Origin of the sequence: Halomonas sp. MMH1-48 (assembly GCF_022348105.1) — a bacterium.
Taxonomy (GTDB): Bacteria; Pseudomonadota; Gammaproteobacteria; order Pseudomonadales; family Halomonadaceae; genus Vreelandella; species Vreelandella piezotolerans.
The window spans coordinates 56368-73371 of sequence record NZ_JAKRFL010000016.1 but is presented as its reverse complement, the minus strand read 5'-3'; the positions used below and the strand labels follow the sequence as shown (position 1 = coordinate 73371).

General features: G+C 58.3%; 17 protein-coding genes and 3 tRNA genes. 12 read left to right on the top strand and 8 right to left on the bottom strand.

Annotation, left to right across the window (positions count from 1 at the left end):
* Window positions 1-287: 287 nt before the first annotated feature.
* Entirely contained in the window at window positions 288-1352 is a 1065-nt protein-coding gene (gene hisC / locus MHM37_RS13640) for a histidinol-phosphate transaminase (protein WP_239297022.1), read from the bottom strand.
* 182 nt (window positions 1353-1534) lie between these two features.
* On the opposite strand from hisC, the gene MHM37_RS13635 reads away from it, so the two are divergent.
* From MHM37_RS13635 to mnmH, 4 genes are all read left to right on the top strand, one after another.
* Window positions 1535-1984, top strand: a complete 450-nt coding sequence (locus tag MHM37_RS13635; RefSeq protein WP_139526264.1) for a copper resistance protein NlpE N-terminal domain-containing protein — start codon at window positions 1535-1537, stop codon at window positions 1982-1984.
* A 98-nt stretch (window positions 1985-2082) separates the two neighbouring features.
* The gene (radA, locus tag MHM37_RS13630) at window positions 2083-3456 is read left to right on the top strand and encodes a DNA repair protein RadA (protein ID WP_239297021.1); all 1374 of its coding nucleotides are present in this window, start codon (window positions 2083-2085) and stop codon (window positions 3454-3456) included.
* Window positions 3457-3490: 34 nt separating this feature from the next.
* Window positions 3491-4528 (top strand): selenide, water dikinase SelD, encoded by a 1038-nt coding sequence (gene selD / locus MHM37_RS13625; RefSeq protein ID WP_239297020.1) that lies wholly within the window; start codon window positions 3491-3493, stop codon window positions 4526-4528.
* The gene (gene mnmH / locus MHM37_RS13620; protein WP_239297018.1) at window positions 4525-5613 is read left to right on the top strand and encodes a tRNA 2-selenouridine(34) synthase MnmH; all 1089 of its coding nucleotides are present in this window, start codon (window positions 4525-4527) and stop codon (window positions 5611-5613) included. The genes selD and mnmH overlap by 4 nt, the downstream gene beginning before the upstream one ends.
* A 25-nt stretch (window positions 5614-5638) precedes the next feature.
* Here the strand turns inward: mnmH and MHM37_RS13615 are convergent, their stop codons facing one another.
* Window positions 5639-6331: a type 1 glutamine amidotransferase gene (locus MHM37_RS13615; protein WP_239297017.1), complete on the bottom strand. Its 693-nt coding sequence runs from the start codon at window positions 6329-6331 to the stop codon at window positions 5639-5641.
* 153 nt (window positions 6332-6484) lie between these two features.
* On the opposite strand from MHM37_RS13615, the gene MHM37_RS13610 reads away from it, so the two are divergent.
* Entirely contained in the window at window positions 6485-7087 is a 603-nt protein-coding gene (locus MHM37_RS13610) for a YjaG family protein (protein ID WP_239297016.1), read from the top strand.
* Window positions 7088-7091: 4 nt separating this feature from the next.
* Here MHM37_RS13610 and MHM37_RS13605 read toward each other — a convergent pair whose 3' ends face one another.
* The 5 genes from MHM37_RS13605 to hisB form a co-directional block, all read right to left on the bottom strand.
* On the bottom strand, window positions 7092-7598 hold the full coding sequence (locus MHM37_RS13605) for a hypothetical protein (protein WP_239297015.1): 507 nt from the start codon (window positions 7596-7598) through the stop codon (window positions 7092-7094).
* Between the two features lie 31 nt (window positions 7599-7629).
* Window positions 7630-8403, bottom strand: a complete 774-nt coding sequence (gene hisF, locus MHM37_RS13600) for an imidazole glycerol phosphate synthase subunit HisF (protein WP_139526270.1) — start codon at window positions 8401-8403, stop codon at window positions 7630-7632.
* Window positions 8400-9146, bottom strand: a complete 747-nt coding sequence (hisA, locus tag MHM37_RS13595; RefSeq protein ID WP_219861792.1) for a 1-(5-phosphoribosyl)-5-[(5-phosphoribosylamino)methylideneamino]imidazole-4-carboxamide isomerase — start codon at window positions 9144-9146, stop codon at window positions 8400-8402. Before hisA ends, hisF begins: the two co-directional genes overlap by 4 nt.
* A gap of 11 nt (window positions 9147-9157) precedes the next feature.
* Complete coding sequence (gene hisH / locus MHM37_RS13590) at window positions 9158-9799, bottom strand: imidazole glycerol phosphate synthase subunit HisH (protein WP_139526272.1); 642 nt, start codon at window positions 9797-9799, stop codon at window positions 9158-9160.
* 94 nt (window positions 9800-9893) lie between these two features.
* A complete protein-coding gene (gene hisB, locus MHM37_RS13585; RefSeq protein WP_153844180.1) occupies window positions 9894-10487 on the bottom strand; it encodes an imidazoleglycerol-phosphate dehydratase HisB in 594 nt (197 codons plus the stop codon).
* A gap of 172 nt (window positions 10488-10659) precedes the next feature.
* Here hisB and MHM37_RS13580 point away from each other — a divergent pair, with 172 nt between their 5' ends.
* From MHM37_RS13580 to MHM37_RS13550, 7 genes are all read left to right on the top strand, one after another.
* On the top strand, window positions 10660-11139 hold the full coding sequence (locus tag MHM37_RS13580; protein WP_139526274.1) for an acetyl-CoA sensor PanZ family protein: 480 nt from the start codon (window positions 10660-10662) through the stop codon (window positions 11137-11139).
* Window positions 11140-13473, top strand: a complete 2334-nt coding sequence (locus MHM37_RS13575) for an AsmA family protein (protein WP_153844179.1) — start codon at window positions 11140-11142, stop codon at window positions 13471-13473. It abuts the gene before it with no gap.
* A 102-nt stretch (window positions 13474-13575) separates the two neighbouring features.
* Window positions 13576-14667: an A/G-specific adenine glycosylase gene (gene mutY, locus MHM37_RS13570; protein ID WP_239297014.1), complete on the top strand. Its 1092-nt coding sequence runs from the start codon at window positions 13576-13578 to the stop codon at window positions 14665-14667.
* A gap of 48 nt (window positions 14668-14715) precedes the next feature.
* The gene (locus MHM37_RS13565) at window positions 14716-14991 is read left to right on the top strand and encodes an oxidative damage protection protein (protein WP_239297013.1); all 276 of its coding nucleotides are present in this window, start codon (window positions 14716-14718) and stop codon (window positions 14989-14991) included.
* Window positions 14992-15143: 152 nt separating this feature from the next.
* Window positions 15144-15219: transfer RNA gene (locus MHM37_RS13560), tRNA-Phe, on the top strand.
* 6 nt (window positions 15220-15225) lie between these two features.
* Window positions 15226-15300, top strand: a tRNA-Gln gene (locus tag MHM37_RS13555).
* A 72-nt stretch (window positions 15301-15372) separates the two neighbouring features.
* Window positions 15373-15448, top strand: a tRNA-Thr gene (locus tag MHM37_RS13550).
* Between the two features lie 972 nt (window positions 15449-16420).
* On the opposite strand, the gene MHM37_RS13545 is transcribed toward MHM37_RS13550, so the two are convergent.
* On the bottom strand, window positions 16421-16870 hold the full coding sequence (locus MHM37_RS13545) for an META domain-containing protein (protein WP_239286087.1): 450 nt from the start codon (window positions 16868-16870) through the stop codon (window positions 16421-16423).
* Between the last annotated feature and the right edge of the window lie 134 nt (window positions 16871-17004).

Sequence of the window (17004 nt, the reverse complement as noted above, 5' to 3'; positions counted from 1 at the left end):
CCATGCCGAACTCAGAAGTGAAACCGCTTAGCGCCGATGGTAGTGTGGGGTCTCCCCATGCGAGAGTAGGTCATCGTCAGGCACTTATACCGCAAAGAACCCAGCCAACCGGCTGGGTTTTTTGTTGCGCGCTCGATAAGCCCCGTACACACCGTGTGCGGGGCTTTCTGCCGTGTGGACGCAGTACCCAACAGAGAATGTACACTGCTTACTAAAAACCCAGCCAAGTGGCTGGGTTTTGGTGTTCAAGCATCAGGTGCTTCAGCATTGCGGGAAGCTAAGTAGAGCTATTGACCGCATAGGGACTCTAGCGCTTCGATAAAGCTATCCATCTCGTCATCGGTGCCGATGGAGATGCGCAGGAAGTTGTTGAGCAGATCGGTATTGAAGTGGCGTACCAAAATACCTCGCTCACGAAGCCCTGCAAACAGCTGCGCTCCGGCAACGTCCGGGTGCTGGGCCAGCAGGAAGTTGGCTTTAGAGGGAAGCACTTCGAAACCAAGGGCTTCCAAACGCTGACGTGTGCGCTCCCGGGTGGTGATCACGTTGTTCCGGCAGGCGTCGAAGTGTTGGGTATCCTTTAGTGCCTCGATACCTACGACGCTGGCTAGGCTGTCGACCGGATAGGAGTTGAACGAGTCCTTCACTCGTTGTAAGCCTTCGATCAGCTCGGGAGAACCAATCGCGTAGCCGAGGCGAAGCCCGGCCAAGCTGCGCGACTTCGAAAACGTACCGGTGACTAGCAGGTTGGGATAACGCTCGATAAGAGCCACCGCGCTCTCAGCGCCAAAATCGACGTAAGCTTCGTCGACCAACACCACCCGATCCGTCACGCGCTTCAGCAGGGCTTCGATACTGGCGAGCGGGTGGGCATGTCCGGTTGGCGCATTAGGGTTGGCAAAAATTACCCCAGCACGCTCAGAGGCGCTCGCCAAAGCGTCCAAGTCGACTTCCCACTGGTCGTTGAGTGAGTGCTTACGTAACTCGACGCCATACAAATTGGCATAGACGGGATAGAAGCTGTAGGTGATCGAGGGAACATCCAACGGAGCGCTTTGGCAAAAAAACGCCTGAAAAGCGAAGGCCAACACCTCGTCGGAGCCGTTCCCTACGAAGGTTTCTGCTACGCTAACGCCATAGGTCTTTGCCAAGGTTTCCCGTAACGACAGCGAGGTTGGATCAGGGTAAAGACGCAAATGATCGATCGCATACAGGCGCAGCGCCTCGCTCACGCCAGGCGCGGGCGGGTAAGGATTTTCGTTGGTATTGAGTTTGATGACACGTTCGCGGGGCTGTTCACCCGGCACGTAAGGCGTCAGATCCCTAATGGCAGGGCTCCAATATTGGCTCATGAGCGTAACCTGATTATCCTAGCGGTAATCGCACCATGGTCGCCTGATGGCCGCAAGAGCGCAAGCCTTCCCTGTGGCATGCGATAACTGTCTGCGTGGGGGTGGGCGTCGCACCTTGTAGCGGTTATGCTGTCATAAGCGCGCGAAAGAAATGTATGTCCAACACCATAAGGAGACACCCAATGCAATTCAGGAGTTTGCTAGCCGGTTCGGCTATGTTGGCACTGTTGGCGGGCTGTGCAGCTGGCCCAACGGATCAGCGCGACGATGCAGGGATGACCGCATCACAGGCTAACTATCAAGGCACCCTGCCTTGCCGTAACTGTGACGGCATTGACCTGGATGTTACGCTGGTTGGTGAAGAGATGAGTGCTCCGGAAGAGCGTACGTTCACTCTGGATGCTACCTACCGTAACCATCCCCAGACACCGCCAGACGAGAACTACGCCGGTAACTGGGAAGTGTTGACCGGTACGCCCTCTGACCCCGACGCAACGGTCTACGAGCTTACGCCGAACGGCGACGGTCAGATCTACTACTTCCAGCGCATCGATGAGCGTACTCTGGAGCTGATCGACCCTGAGCGCCGCCGTTTCGAAAATGGCGAGATGTTGCAGTTACAGCGTCAATAAGCCCTATACGACGCTCGAAGGCGGCCACTGGCCGCCTTTTGCATTTCTGAGCACTCTTTTAGCCCTTTACGTGACACAAGAAAAGGAGCGAACAGGCGGTGGCAAAAGCGAAAAGTGCCTTTGTCTGCACTGAATGCGGTGCAGAGTATCGTAAATGGCAAGGTCAATGTACCAGCTGCCAAGAGTGGAACACGCTCACAGAGGTCAAACTGGCAAGCGCTCGTCCCGGTAGCGGCATCGCATCCAGCGGGCGAGCTGGTTACGCAGGCGATCTGTCGCGCGACGTGGTGGATCTCAGCAATGTCGATTTAAGCGAAGTTCCCAGGCTGACCTCGACCTTCGCCGAGTTCGACCGCGTACTCGGCGGTGGTTTGGTGCCAGGGTCTGCCGTGCTGCTGGGCGGTAACCCGGGAGCCGGTAAATCGACGCTGCTGCTACAAACCGCCTGCAAGCTTGCCCAGCAGCGGCGTATTCTCTATGTCACGGGAGAAGAGTCGCTGTCCCAGGTGGCCATGCGCGCCCACCGCCTGCAGTTACCCACCAATGGCTTGAAGATGTTGGCAGAGACCAGCGTCGAGACCATTCTAGCGGTGGCAGAGCGGGAGAAGCCGGAAATATTGGTCATCGACTCCATTCAAACCATGCATTTGGAGGATATTAGCTCGGCCCCTGGCGGCGTTGCCCAGGTGCGCGAGTCCGCCGCTGCACTGACTCGCTTTGCCAAGCAGACCCATACCGTGCTGCTGCTGGTGGGGCACGTCACCAAGGATGGCACGCTGGCGGGTCCCAAAGTGCTCGAACATATGATCGACGCTTCGCTACTGCTGGAAGGCGGCGCCGACTCCCGCTTTCGCACCCTACGCGGCCAGAAGAACCGTTTTGGTGCCGTCAACGAGCTGGGCGTTTTCGCCATGCTTGAACAAGGCCTCAAGGAGGTCAAGAACCCCAGTGCCATCTTCCTCTCGCGTCAGGAACAGCAGGCGCCGGGCAGCCTCGTCATGGTGGTGTGGGAAGGAACCCGGCCGATCCTGGTCGAAGTGCAAGCCCTCGTCGATGAGTCTGCTCTGGGCAACCCGCGTCGTGTGGCCGTCGGGGTCGATCAGAATCGCCTGGCCATGCTGCTGGCGGTATTGAATCGCCATGGTGGGCTGTTTACCGGGGATCAGGACGTTTTCCTGAATGTGGTAGGTGGTGTCAAGGTGCTGGAAACCAGTGCGGATCTTGCCGTACTGCTGGCCGTGGTGTCCAGCCTGCAGAACCGCGCGCTTCCCAAGGAGCTGGTGGTGTTTGGTGAGGTAGGACTTTCCGGTGAGATACGCCCGGTCCCCAGCGGCCAGGAGCGTATTGCAGAAGCGGCCAAGCACGGTTTTCTTCGCGCCATCGTCCCGCGCGCGAATGCACCCAAGCAGGCCCCCAAAGGCATGGAAGTGATTCCCGTGGATAAATTGAGCGATGCCCTGGAAGCGCTGTAACTTCGGCTATGCTTAACCAAAAAGGAGAGGGATGATGAGTTCGATTCGCTTGACCCAATATAGCCACGGAGCGGGCTGCGGCTGCAAGATCGCTCCGGACGTACTCGATGGCATTCTCGCCAAAGCCGGGCCTGCGGCGGGGCACCAGCGGCTGATCGTAGGCAATCAAGGTCGTGAAGATGCCGCCGTCTACGATCTGGGCGATGGTCGCGGCATGATTGCGACCACCGACTTTTTCATGCCCATCGTCGATGACCCGTTCGATTTTGGTCGTATCGCCGCGACCAACGCCATTAGCGATGTATACGCCATGGGAGGTACTCCCGTCATGGCGCTGGGCATTTTGGGTTGGCCGCTGGATAAGCTGGGCCCAGACATTGCCGGCGATGTGGTCGCAGGTGCCCAAGCGGTCTGCCGTGAGCTGGGCATTGCCCTGGCCGGTGGACACTCCATCGATGCCCCAGAGCCAATGTTTGGTTTAGCGGTAAACGGCCTGGTCGATCTCGACCATTTGAAACTCAACAGCCAAGCCAAGCCCGGCGACCTGCTGTTTCTGACCAAACCGCTCGGTGTCGGCATACTCACCACGGCCGAAAAGCGCGGCCTGCTGGAAGCAGGGCACCATGGTCTTGCGCGGGAAACCATGCTCAAACCCAACGCCATTGGGGTCGCGCTCGCTCAAGTGAAGGGCGTCAATGCCATGACGGACGTGACCGGCTTTGGCTTGGCGGGGCATCTAAACGAAATGTGTAGTGCCAGCGGCGTGATGGCCGAGATCGATTTTCGCCGCCTGCCTAGGCTCGCCGAGGCGGAAGGTTACCGTCGCCAAGGCGCCGTGCCCGGTGGTGCCGTGCGTAATCGTGACGCACTGGGGAGCGCGCTACCGGCGATGGATGACGCCCACTGGCAGTGGCTATGCGACCCGCAGACCTCGGGTGGCCTGCTGATCAGTGTGGATCCCGCCTGGGAAGATGATGTAGAGCGCATTGGGCGCGAGCATGGGCTCACGCTAGCGCCGTTCGGTACCCTCAAAGCAGCCCTGGGCAAAATAAGCATCGAGGTCGTTGGATGACGCTGTCGACCACGCCAGCCTCTCTTGAACTGATTGTAGCGAACACACCGCTGATCGATGTGCGCGCCCCGGTTGAGTTTGCCCAAGGCAGCCTTCCGGGGGCGGTCAATCTGCCGCTGATGATGGACGAAGAGCGCCATCAGGTCGGCATTGCTTACAAGCAGCAGGGCCAACAGGCCGCCATTGCGTTAGGTGAGCGGATGGTCAGTGGTGAGGTGAAACAAGCCAGGATCGCTGCTTGGCAGCAGTACTTGGCCCAGCACCCAGAGGCGATCGTTTACTGCTTTCGCGGCGGGCTACGCTCGAAAATTGCTCAGCAGTGGCTGGCCGATACTGGAGTTCATCGTCCGCGTATCGAGGGAGGTTGGAAGGCGCTTCGCCAACGGCTTTGCCAGCGGATCGATGAAGCCGCTCGCCAACCCATGCTGGTGATTGCCGGGCTGACCGGTTGCGCGAAGACCGCGCTGATCCATCGACTGACCAATGGGATCGATTTGGAAGCCTGTGCCAATCACAAAGGCTCCGCGTTTGGCCGACAGCCCGAGGCACCCACGACGCAAATCGATTTCGAGCATGCCTTGGCCCAGCGTTTGATAGGGCAGACGGGCAAGCTCGTCTTGGAGGATGAGTCGCGGCAAATCGGCAACGCCAACATTCCGCTAGAGGTTTGGTACGCCCTGCAGCGCGCGCCGCGTATTCGCATCGAGATGCCGCTCGATTGGCGACTAGATCAGTTGCGTCGCGACTATATCGAAGCGCTAGAGCAGGGCTATGCAGCGCGCTTTGGCCCGGAAGAGGGACGACGACGTATGCAGCGCCAACTATCGAGCGCCCTGGAACGGCTGGCCAAGCGCCTGGGCAATGCGCGTCTACAGCGCCTGCAGCGTCTGCAGGCCATGGCGTTCAGAGCTCATGCCGCTGGCGATATCCAGGCCCATGAGGCGTGGCTCGCCCCGCTACTCACCGAGTATTACGACCCGCTTTACCGTTACCACCTGGAAAAGCAGCAGAACAGTCGGCCCGCAGAGCTCTTCGTGGGCGATTGGGAGAGCTGTCTTGCTGCTGCGCGGCAGTGGAGTACTTAACGGTGACGTCCCGAGCGGTGGGGCATCAAGCGCTCTTAAGCCACTGGGTCATGACGCGATCCAGCAGCGGTGCCAAGCGCTGAAAGCGCGCGGGGTCTTCCAGTATCTCCTCATCGGTTTGCAAAAAACGCCCGGTGGAGGTGCTTTTCGCCTTGGGGCGGTCGGGATCGCGAAGCAGCGGAGCGAGGCTCGCTTGGGTGGTCTCGACGTGGCATAGCAAGCCTACTACCCGACCGACATCCCAGCTAAACCCCTGTAGCGGCGCCGCCGCGCTGCCGCCCAGCGGAATCGCACCATCGGGTAGGCTGAATACCAAACGGTGCCACATGAATGCCTCGAATTGCTCGGGTAAATCGAAGCCACTTTCCGGCGCTAGGGTAACGGTGTGCCAACCGGTTTCGGGGTAGGTGCCGGGGGCGATGACGGCCTCGAGTGCTTCTGCTACCCAAAGCGCTCCCAAGCCAATGCCCAGCATTGGCTTTTGTCCATCTAGATAACGATGGATCAGTTTACGCTCCGCTTTGTGCCACGCGGGAGGCTCGTTAAATAGAGCGTCGGTGCCATCCAGCACGATGAGCGCATCGGACTCTCCAGGGCGGGGCGTGAGTTCTCCCGCGTAAAGATGAAAAACGGTGTAACTATGGCCCATACTCTCAAGCCAGTCGGTCAGACGGGCGGGGCCATGGTCAGGGCCGTGCTGTAGCAGATGAATATGCATGGTAATCTCCTCGCCGGCCGAGCACATCGAGTGCAGCGGTGTACCCGCCGCGTGGGTGCGACGATAACGTATCGTGTTCGATTCACCAACTCAGTTTCGCCAACTCAGTTTCACCCACATACTTTCACCAACAGAGTGACTCAGGACATCAGCATGGTGGCTAAACCCCAAGGATTCTATCAGCGGCTGCAACTGCTGCCGCTGCCCGCCCAACAAGCCTTCATGGCAGCGCTGTGTGAGCGCCTACTGCCGAATTACGCCCTGTACGAGCAAACCAGTGGCCAGGGCGATGGACACACCCTTCGCACCGTACTGAATTTGGTGTGGGAGCGCTTGAGCGTCCCCCAAGCCAGCATCGATTTTGCCCGCCAAGCAGACAAGTTGGCCGAGTGCGAGCCGCCGGAGGGGGACGAGAGTTTTGGTGCACGTCGGGCGCTGGACGCGGTGGTGTCGATCTCTGCGCTACTCGATACGCTGCAAGGTGAATCCCCCGAAGCCGTGCTGGACGTCAGCCGCACGTCGCGGGCTGGCGTGCGAGCGTTCATCGAACTCACCGAGGGGGAAGTGGACGCGCAAGCGCTGGCACTGATCATTCGCGACCATCCGTTGATGGAGGACGAAAACGGCTTCCAAGACGCAGTGCTTGAAGCGGTCAGCGGGCCGATCAATAAAACCACGCTCAAAGAGATTCGCACGCTGGGTCGCAATGGCGGTATTAGTAATTTGGGTTTGAGCCTGGAAGACGCCGACGGCTAGAGCATCAAAAGCGTATGCCTGCCGTTATCATCACGCCCGCCGTTCCGAAGACGATGAGATCAGACTCCACTCGCCCCCACTGAACGCCAATGCTGGGCAGAAGCGCGGGGGCAATCTCTAAATGGTTGAGAGGAATTTTATCGCGGTATTCGTCTTTATAGCCGCGTAGTAAACCGCCCGTTAGCTTGGCGCGCACGCTAATCTCATCGGTGAGCTGCCATAGTGGAAACTCACGGCCAGCGTAAAAGTACCAAGTGGGTTGATCGAACGAGTTTTTGAACCAAGCCGCACCGGCTAGCCAGCGCTCTGGATTGTGAAGCTCGATACTCACCAGATTTTGCTGGTTGGTGTGTTCTGGGTCGGGCTCGAAGTGTCGTGTCAGCAGGCTGGTTTGCACAAGCGTGTGATCGAGCGTAAGAGTGGGAGGCCAGTCCGACAAAGAGAAGGCTGAGGCAGATGCACTCAGCCAAACTCCTGCCACTCCTCCAATCCATGGAATATTGCGGCGCATTAACAGCCCCTCAGTAAAGGGATAAGAGTCATCACAAACGCATTTCGATGCCGCGCTCGGCCATGTAGCGCTTGGCTTCCGGAATGGTGTATTCGCCAAAGTGGAAAATGCTGGCCGCTAGGACTGCATCGGCACCGCCTTTGAGCACGCCATCGACCAAGTGATCTAGGTTGCCGACACCACCGGAAGCAATCACCGGCACGCTGACCGCCTCAGAAATGGCGCGGGTGACGCCCAGGTCGAAGCCAATCTTGGTGCCGTCACGGTCCATGCTAGTGAGCAGCAGCTCGCCTGCGCCAAATTCGACCATTTTTTTGGCCCACTCCACCGCGTCTAGGCCGGTAGGGCGGCGGCCGCCGTGGGTGAAAATCTCCCAGCGATCGGGCTCACCCTCCTCAGACACTTTTTTTGCATCGATCGCCACCACGATACACTGGCTACCGAAACGCTCGGCGGCTTCGCGTACGAACTCGGGGTTGGTGACGGCAGCCGTGTTGATCGAGACTTTGTCTGCACCTGCGTTCAGCATGGTACGAATGTCGTCGCAGGTGCGGATGCCGCCGCCCACGGTCAAGGGAATGAACACCTCGCCTGCGATGCGCTCGACCATCTCGACCGTGGTGGCGCGATCTTCATGGCTGGCGGTGATGTCGAGAAAAGTGATTTCATCGGCACCCTGCTGGTTGTAGCGCTGGGCGATCTCGACCGGGTCGCCCGCGTCACGAATACCGACGAAGTTCACGCCTTTCACCACCCGCCCTGCGTCCACGTCTAGGCAGGGAATAATCCGTTTGGCTAAGCTCATTCTTGGCCTCCGCTGAGTTGGTCGCTCAGGCGCTGGGCCTCCGCCACATCCAGGCTGCCTTCGTAAATGGCCCGGCCTGTAATCGCACCGAGGATGCCGCTGTCGGCCACGTCGCACAGCGCGCGAATGTCCTCCAAGTTGGTCACGCCGCCGGAGGCGATGACTGGCAGGCCGCCGTCACGGGCCAGCGCCGCGGTGGCCTCGACGTTGACCCCCTGCATCATGCCATCGCGTGCAATATCGGTGTAAACGATGCTGGAAACGCCGTCGTTGGCAAAGCGCTTGGCAAGCTCGGTGGCTTTGACGGTGGAGACCTCCGCCCAGCCGTCGGTGGCCACATAGCCATCTTTGGCATCCAGCCCCACGATGATATGACCGGGGAAGGCGCGGCACATGTCAGTCACGAATGCCGGCTCTTTGACGGCTTTGGTACCAATGATCACGTAAGACACACCGGCGCTGAGGTAGTGCTCGATGGTCTCCGCCGAACGAATGCCGCCGCCAATTTGGATTGGCAGGTTCGGGTAGGCGCGGGCGATGGCCGTGACCGCTTCACCGTTGACGGGCTTACCCTCGAAGGCACCGTTCAAGTCCACCAAGTGCAAACGGCGCGCGCCGGCTTCTACCCAACGCGCCGCCATCGCGACCGGGTCGTCGCCGTAGGAGGTCGCATCATCCATGCGGCCCTGCTTCAAGCGCACACACTGGCCGTCTTTGAGATCGATCGCGGGAATTACCAACATAGTGAAACCTCTCAGGGCGTCCAGGTGACAAAATTTTCCAGCAGGCGCAGGCCCGCACGGGAGCTTTTTTCCGGGTGGAACTGTACGGCGAAAGTAGCGTCGCGACCAATCGCGACGTGAGCACTCACACTGCCGTACTGGGTAGTGCCGAATACTTGGGCATCGTCGGCGGCATTGACGTAATAGCTGTGCACGAAATAGAAGTGCTCATGATTATCGATGCCTGCCCAGAGTGGATGCTCGTGGTGCTGATCCACCAAGTTCCAGCCCATGTGCGGTACTTTTAGGCGCTGCTCTTGCGCGTCGCGCATGTTGGCCGGAAAGCGGTCCACGCTGCCCTGAAAAAAGCCCAAGCAGTCCACGCCGCCATTCTCTTCGCTGCGCTCCATCAGCATCTGCTGGCCCACGCAAATGCCCAGCAGCGGTTTGGCTTGGCGGGTCAACACGTCATCCACTAGGCCGCGCAGTTCGGTGCGTTCGAGTTCGCCAACGCAGTCACGAATCGCCCCTTGGCCGGGCAGCACTAGACGGGTCGCGCCCAGAATGCGGCGCGGGTCGCGGGTGATGATCACGTTTTCATGGGTGACGTGCTCGAGCGCCTTGGCCACCGAGTGTAGGTTGCCCATTCCATAATCGATTACCGCAATGGTCATGAAGCGCTCCTTGAGGTCGTAGGCGAGAAGGTCATGGTCTTGGGAGTCGCGGAGGAGATGCGTGCCGCCACGCTGCTAATCGCAACGCCCAACATTATAAGCTTCCTTTGGTAGACGGCATCTGGCCCGCCATGCGCGGATCTTCTGCAACGGCCATGCGTAGCGCGCGGCCAAAGGCTTTAAAAATGGTCTCGGCCTGGTGGTGAGCATTGAAGCCTTTCAGGTTGTCGATATGCAGCGTGACCCGGGCGTGATTGACGAAGCCCTGAAAGAACTCCCAAAACAGCTGCGTGTCCAGTCGGCCGATGGTATCGCGGGTGAACTCGACGTTCATGAATAAACCAGGGCGGCCAGAAAAGTCGATCACCACGCGAGACAGCGCTTCATCCAGCGGCACATACGCGTGGCCGTAACGGTAGATGCCGCGCTTGTCGCCGATGGCCTCGTTGAATGCTTGGCCGAGGGTGATGCCCAAGTCTTCGACGGTATGGTGGTCATCGATATGCAGGTCGCCTTTGGCATCGATATCGAGGTCCACCATGCCATGCCGAGCCACTTGGTCCAGCATGTGGTCCAAGAACGGAACGCCAGTGTTGCAATTCAAGCGGCCTTCGCCATCGAGGTTGACGCTGACCGTAATCTGCGTTTCGTTGGTGTCACGGCTTACCGTGGCAATACGCGCTGACATGTTGCATCTCCTGCGCCGTGGCGCACTCTGAGGAATAATCGGCGGGCGGCAACTGAGGCCAAAGCAGCCATTATAGAGAATCGGCGCCCCCATCCGCTACAATGCGGGGAATGTCGCCGCCGTTTGCGGCGCTAAATAGCAGCCTAGCTGCGTTGGCAACGAGGATTTCACCATGCCGGTGACACTGCAATATGTCGACCAGGCCCGTTGGGAAGCAGACGAGCAGGTACGCATCGATCTGGTGCGCATTTATGAAGATGCGCCTCAAGAGCGCATGCCCACCCCCACGGTTTTGCCCTTCATCGAACAGCACTTGAGCGGCCAGCACTTTTTTGCCTGTGCGCATTTCAACGACCGTTTATTAGGTGCGGTAGCCATACAGGAAGCCGATGACCGGGCATGGTGGCTCTCTGAACTGTGCGTGCGTAAAACCACGCGCCGCCGCGGCGTCGGCTCTCGACTCATGGCGTTGCTGGGCGAGCAGGCCAAGCAAGACGGCCGCGTGCTGCGTATAGCCACGACGACGCTGCCGCTGGCGGACCGCGTCCTGCTATCGAAGCTTGGCTATCGGCCAATGGCCGATGAGTCGTCCGAGCCGGGCCTAACGGCGACCAGTGATTTTGTCGAGCTAGACCCACAAGGGAAAGGGTAAATGAAACAGCTATTACGCATTTTGCTGGCGGCAGTGGGCATTCTCGCCATGGTGGCCGTGGCCGCCGTGGTCTATGTCACCACCTTTTTAGACCCCGAAGACTTCAAGCCACGCCTGACGGCCGTGGTCGAAGAGCAAACCGGCCTCAATCTTGCCCTGGAAGGCCCCATCACTTGGTCGTTCTACCCGCGTATTGGGGTGAGCGTCGAGCAGGCCCGCGCTTGGCTGCCCGAGCAGTCTCAAGACGATACCGCCTTTGCCGCCATCAACCGTGCAGAAGTGAGCGTTGCCTTTGCGCCACTGCTTCGTGGCGAGATCGCTGTGGATGGCCTCACGTTGGATGGCATGCGCCTGAATTTAGAGAAAAACGCCGAGGGTGAGGCCAACTGGCAGCCGCTTTTGGAGCGTCTTTCCGAGCACAACAACGAAACCGCCGAAACCGTGCTGGCGCCTGCCAGCGCTGGCCCCAATGTCGATGCAGGCAACCTTTCAGTGGTGTTGAATATCGCCAGCGTCGACATCAAAGAGGCCGATATTCGCTACCGCGACGAGCAGAGCCAAGCGCTTTGGCGGATACAGCCGCTGAATATGTCGGGCACCAACGTCAACCCGGTGCGCTCGTTTCCGTTGAAAGCGATGTTTACGTTGACCAAGCACAACCGTCTGGATGCCGAAGTGCTAGAGCGAGGCCCGGACCTGTCCAGCGACGTCAACCTAGAAACACGCCTTCGGCTGGGCCTTGAAGAGGAGCAAATCGTTTTCGAAAATACCCAGCTCACCACCCAAACTCGGCGCGGTGCCGATAGCGAGCCGCAGCAGCTAGCCCTGAAAGCGGCTGAGATCGTTGCGCGTATGGGCGAGCGACAGCTCAGCATTCGCCAGGGAGTGTTGGAAACCGGCCTTCGGCATGCCGACAATTGGCAAGGGAGCTTGGCGCTTTCGTTGGCGTTTGGTTTCGATGGCGACTTCGCTGCGCAAACGGCCCAATTAAAGGATCTGCAATTGACCGGACCTGATGGACTGCGAGTCAGTGGTCATCTCAATCTCGAGCAACTGCTCGATGCACCTCAATATAGCGGCCAGCTCACCGCCGCCCCATTCAACCTGCGTCCCTGGATTGCGCGTACCGGCGCATCGCTCGATACCGCCAGCGAAGCCGCACTGAGCGATGTTGCGCTGACCAGCCCCATCGAAGGGAGCCTGGAGCGAGTAGCGCTACCGCGCCTTTCGTTAGTCGTCGATGACAGCACCTTTACCGGTGACGTCAGCGCGGCGCTGGATGGTAATCAGCTCTCTTTCACTCTTGAAGGCGATGCACTTAACCTCGATCACTACCTGCCTGGGGCGGCCACCGCGCAGCAGGCCAGTCGTGGGTTACTGCGTAAAGCATTTGCTCAAAGTGAAGAAGCACTGTTGCCCCAAGAGTGGCTCAGAACCCTCACGCTGCAGGGCGATTTGAGTGTCGAGCAACTAGTGTTGGCCGGATTGACCTTCAGCAATACCCAATTGGCACTACGCGGTGAGAACGGTAGCCATCGCCTGACATCGTTCGAGTCCGGCTTCTACGAAGGGGAGCTCAACGCCACCGGCCAGCTGGACGCCACTGGTAACGTATTGGAGTGGCAGCTCTCACCGAACGTCCGTAACGTGCAGGTCGCCCCGCTGATCGAAACCTTCAGCGAGGAAGAGGCTCCGCTGCGTGGCCGCTTCAACTTGGAAGGCGCGCTGACCACCCAAGGCAACCGCCGCGATGTGCTGGTGAGCAACCTCAACGGCGAGCTTGACGCCCGGCTGAACGACGGTGCCATTTTGCGCTCTAACGTCTCCCGTGAGATGTGTGAGCTGGTGGCGGAGCTAGAAGGGCGGGAGGTAGACCGCGAATGGCACCCCGATACCCGCTTCGAGCGTTTCGACGCCACTTTCCAAGTGCGTAATGGAGTCGTAGAGAGTGACGATCTGCTGGTTCGCCTACCGGGAATCGATGTGCAAGGGGAGGGGAGCTTCAACCTCAACAGCCTTGATTTCAATACGCAAGCCAATGCACGCTTAGTAGATACCGGCGATGCTGCTTGCCAAGTAAACCCACGGCTTCAACAGTTACCGTTACCGGTGCGCTGTGAAGGCCACGTTGGCGACGATAAAACCCAGTGGTGCCGCTTCGACCGGACCGCCTTTCAGGCCTCGGTGGTCGATCTGCTGCGTGGCGAAGCCGGCAGCCGGGTAGAAGAAGAGTTGGAAGAGCGGCTTGGCGAATCCCTCGACCGCATCGATGAGCGCCTGGGCGAAGGCGCAGGTCAAGAGCTGCGCGAAGGCATTCGTCGCCTCTTCAATTAACCGAAGCCTGCGTTGACGACGACCGCGTTGACGCACGATGCACCGTATGCGCCGGCCTTGGGCCGGCGCTGTCGTTCAAAGCGAGTGTTCAAAGGAAGCCCAATGGCCGAGATGCCCACGCCTTGCCTACCGGCGGAAGAGTTTCAACAACGGCTGCTCACCTGGTTCGACAAGCATGGCCGTCACGATCTGCCCTGGCAGTCACCCCGCAGCGCTTATCGCGTGTGGGTCTCCGAAATCATGCTGCAGCAAACACAGGTCGCAACGGTCATTCCTTACTTCGAGCGTTTCATGGCTCGCTTTCCCACGCTGGAAGCCCTGGCCACCGCGCCGCAAGATGACGTATTGCACCACTGGACGGGCCTGGGCTATTACGCTCGGGCCCGCAACCTGCACAAAGCGGCTCAGGTTGCCATGGAAACGAACGGGGGTGAGCTGCCCACCGCTAGCGTAGATGCGTTGATGGCGCTGCCCGGCATAGGCCGCTCCACTGCTGGCGCCATCATCGCTCAAAGCACCGGGCAGCAGGCGGCCATACTGGATGGCAACGTCAAACGCTCGCTCACGCGGCTACACGCCGTCACAGGCTGGCCCGGCAAGCCCGCGGTAGAACGCTCGCTGTGGGTGCTGGCCGACTACTTTACGCCCACCACGCGACTGGCGGATTACACCCAAGCAGTCATGGATTTCGGCGCGACGCTCTGTAAGCGCAGCAAGCTTGACTGCGTGATATGTCCATTCAATGACGTATGCCGCGCCTATGCCCAAGGGGAGCCGCAGCGCTATCCGGAATCTAAACCTAAGAAAACCACGCCTACCCGCGATACCATCATGCTGTTGCTGCGCGATCCCCAAGGCCGCGTTTGGCTAGAGCAGCGCCCACCCAACGGCCTGTGGGGCGGGTTATGGAGCCTGCCGCAGTTTGAGCGCCACAGCGAACTCAACGACTGGCTGGAAGACAACACCGAAGCCCCCGAGCGTCAAGCCGCGCTGCCTAGCTTCACGCACGCTTTCAGCCACTTTAAGCTGTCGATTACGCCGCAGCCGGTGAACTGCCAGCGTATCAGCGGCGTGCGCGAAAACGGCGTATGGTATGACGTTCACCACCCGCCTGCGCTAGGCTTGGCGGCACCGGTCAAATCACTACTGAGCCAGCTAACGCCGTTTACCCTAGACCTTGCCCCCGGGCCTTAAACGAAACGGACGATTGGCCGACACAGACACACTCTATAGGAGCACACCATGAGCAACACGGTTTTTTGCCGCAAGTACCAGCAAGAGCTACCCGCACTGCCTTTCCCGCCGCTGCCGGGTAAGCAGGGCCAGGAGATTCAGGCCACCGTATCGAAACAAGCCTGGGAAGAGTGGCAGGCGTTGCAAACCCGTCTGATCAATGAGAAGCACCTCAACATGCTGGAGCCGGAAGCACGCGCTTACCTTATGGAGCAGATGCAACGTTTCTTGGATAACGAAACCACCGACCACGCGGAAGGGTACGTGCCGCCCAGCCAAGCATAAAAACAGCAACGCTGCGCTAAGCTACGGATGACGTGGCCTTTAATGCTTTTCGGCAAGCACCTGATGTGCCCTAAGCATGTGACTAGAAAGAAAGTTTCACAAAGGTGTTGACGAAAAGAGGAGCTTTTGGTTTAATACGCACCGTTGGCAAGGGCCAGATAGCTCAGTTGGTAGAGCAGGGGATTGAAAATCCCCGTGTCGGCGGTTCGATTCCGTCTCTGGCCACCACAACGTTGGGGTATCGCCAAGTGGTAAGGCACCGGTTTTTGGTATCGGCATTCCCAGGTTCGAATCCTGGTACCCCAGCCATTGCCAACAAGATTTCTTGTTGATTGGTTTGTCTAAGGGCAGCCCAGTCAAGTTCTCAAGAAAATGCGAAGCGCCGACATAGCTCAGTTGGTAGAGCAACTGACTTGTAATCAGTAGGTCCCGGGTTCGACTCCTGGTGTCGGCACCAAAGCATTAGAGAATATAAAAGGCCATCCAGTCGGATGGCCTTTTTCGTATGTGTGAGATAAACGAATAGCCGACTAATATCGCTTATTTTGGCATGACGCCTCATGCCCTCTCTATACCCTTCGAGCCGCTCTAGAAAGCGTTTCAGGCTGTTCTGACTTTATCTCACTCTCCCCACCCCTCTCTGGTTACTATGTGTCGAATCGCTGCAAGAAATCGATTTTAAGTTCATTAAAATTTATTGAATAGTTGAGAGTTGTATCGACTAGGCGCTCAATCGACTTCTAATGCCGGTAGCAATCTAATAGCTATGAAGAAAAGCCACTCAATCGAGCGGCCTGTTTATCAGCGTTTTCCTGAAGCGATAAAAGAACTTTCCGAAAGACGTGGCGTCACGCTCGCTTTACCAGCCGCGTCTCAATGGATAGCGAGCGCGTGTTTTCACTCGGCTGTTACGCAGTTCGAGAGCCGTTTGGTGTTGGTTTCTGTAGGGCGCAGCAAGGCGTGGAACAGGGCTAGCCCTGACGGATGGCTCGGCGCGAGCGGTGACGCTGGGTGGCGGAATAATGGTGAGGTTGTTGATATTGACTGTCTCTGAGGTGCCATCTGCGCAGGGGGCATCCTGGTAGGTGGTGTGCCCATTGCCATCGATACACTTATGTACTTCTGCTTGAGTAGAGAAAGGTATCCATACCAATAGCGCAGTCAACGCGAAACTCTTCCTCATCCGTGAACCCTAAGCGAATATAGGTAACATAATGTTACCAGTAATGAGTAGAGAGATGTACCTTAAAAAACGAGAAAACACCCCGTTGCTTATGATGGAGATAGTAATAGCTTGGGTGAGTTGAGAAGGCAGGTGGGCGCCTACATGAAAAACTTTTTAAGTAGTTGTTTTTTTCTATTTCACTAGTGTGTAGCAACGCGGCGTAGCTCTTCCGCGTCCATACTATCGCTAAGCTTTTTGTATTTTTTAATAAAGGTGTACTGCCCTGAGCCCTGCCAGTGGCTCCCCTTTATCATTGAAGAGCACTAAGCGTTCACCGTGGATCTTCCAATGCGTGGTTTGATAGAGCGCGCTCAGCATGGCTTTCTCGATGTGCATTAATGCAGCAGGGCAGGTCATTTTCGTAGTGACGATGGGGTGGAACGTGAGCTGCTGGCGGGTGTGCTGGTAGCGTCCGCTGAGCGTGTTGCAGCCGGTGGCGCCTGCCAAGCGAGCGCTGTTGTCGATGTGCAGCACTATATGTGCTTCGCGAACATTGTCTGCGGCCACCACGGGGTCGTCGTTTACGGTCAGTAGCTTCCAGTAGGTATTGATGAGCGATTCATCGGCTGCCATGGAGGCTTGCAAAGCCGCATGGTTTTGGCATCCGGTCAGCCAAAGGCCGAGCGTGGTGGCGAGGGCGAATCGTGAGCGCATGGGATGGCCGGTTCCTTGATGTCGGTATGCCCAGAAAGTGTGTTGTCAGTTTAGGAATTTAGTCAATCTTTTTATCTTTGGTTACGGGGAGATGGTTAAAAAGTTATTTGATGGAAATGGTTGGCTGTGATCAT

Bases quoted from the DNA above. Each gene is read 5' to 3' on its own strand.
- hisC (WP_239297022.1), bottom strand. From the start codon at position 1,352: ATGAGCCAATATTGGAGCCCTGCCATTAGGGATCTGACGCCTTACGTG.
- MHM37_RS13610 (WP_239297016.1), top strand. From the start codon at position 6,485: ATGGTGGCTAAACCCCAAGGATTCTATCAGCGGCTGCAACTGCTGCCG.
- hisA (WP_219861792.1), bottom strand. From the start codon at position 9,146: ATGTTGGTAATTCCCGCGATCGATCTCAAAGACGGCCAGTGTGTGCGC.
- mutY (WP_239297014.1), top strand. From the start codon at position 13,576: ATGGCCGAGATGCCCACGCCTTGCCTACCGGCGGAAGAGTTTCAACAA.
- MHM37_RS13605 (WP_239297015.1), bottom strand. From the start codon at position 7,598: ATGCGCCGCAATATTCCATGGATTGGAGGAGTGGCAGGAGTTTGGCTG.
- MHM37_RS13580 (WP_139526274.1), top strand. From the start codon at position 10,660: ATGCCGGTGACACTGCAATATGTCGACCAGGCCCGTTGGGAAGCAGAC.
- selD (WP_239297020.1), top strand. From the start codon at position 3,491: ATGAGTTCGATTCGCTTGACCCAATATAGCCACGGAGCGGGCTGCGGC.
- MHM37_RS13575 (WP_153844179.1), top strand. From the start codon at position 11,140: ATGAAACAGCTATTACGCATTTTGCTGGCGGCAGTGGGCATTCTCGCC.
- MHM37_RS13545 (WP_239286087.1), bottom strand. From the start codon at position 16,870: ATGCGCTCACGATTCGCCCTCGCCACCACGCTCGGCCTTTGGCTGACC.
- MHM37_RS13565 (WP_239297013.1), top strand. From the start codon at position 14,716: ATGAGCAACACGGTTTTTTGCCGCAAGTACCAGCAAGAGCTACCCGCA.
- hisH (WP_139526272.1), bottom strand. From the start codon at position 9,799: ATGACCATTGCGGTAATCGATTATGGAATGGGCAACCTACACTCGGTG.
- MHM37_RS13635 (WP_139526264.1), top strand. From the start codon at position 1,535: ATGCAATTCAGGAGTTTGCTAGCCGGTTCGGCTATGTTGGCACTGTTG.
- hisF (WP_139526270.1), bottom strand. From the start codon at position 8,403: ATGAGCTTAGCCAAACGGATTATTCCCTGCCTAGACGTGGACGCAGGG.
- hisB (WP_153844180.1), bottom strand. From the start codon at position 10,487: ATGTCAGCGCGTATTGCCACGGTAAGCCGTGACACCAACGAAACGCAG.
- MHM37_RS13615 (WP_239297017.1), bottom strand. From the start codon at position 6,331: ATGCATATTCATCTGCTACAGCACGGCCCTGACCATGGCCCCGCCCGT.
- mnmH (WP_239297018.1), top strand. From the start codon at position 4,525: ATGACGCTGTCGACCACGCCAGCCTCTCTTGAACTGATTGTAGCGAAC.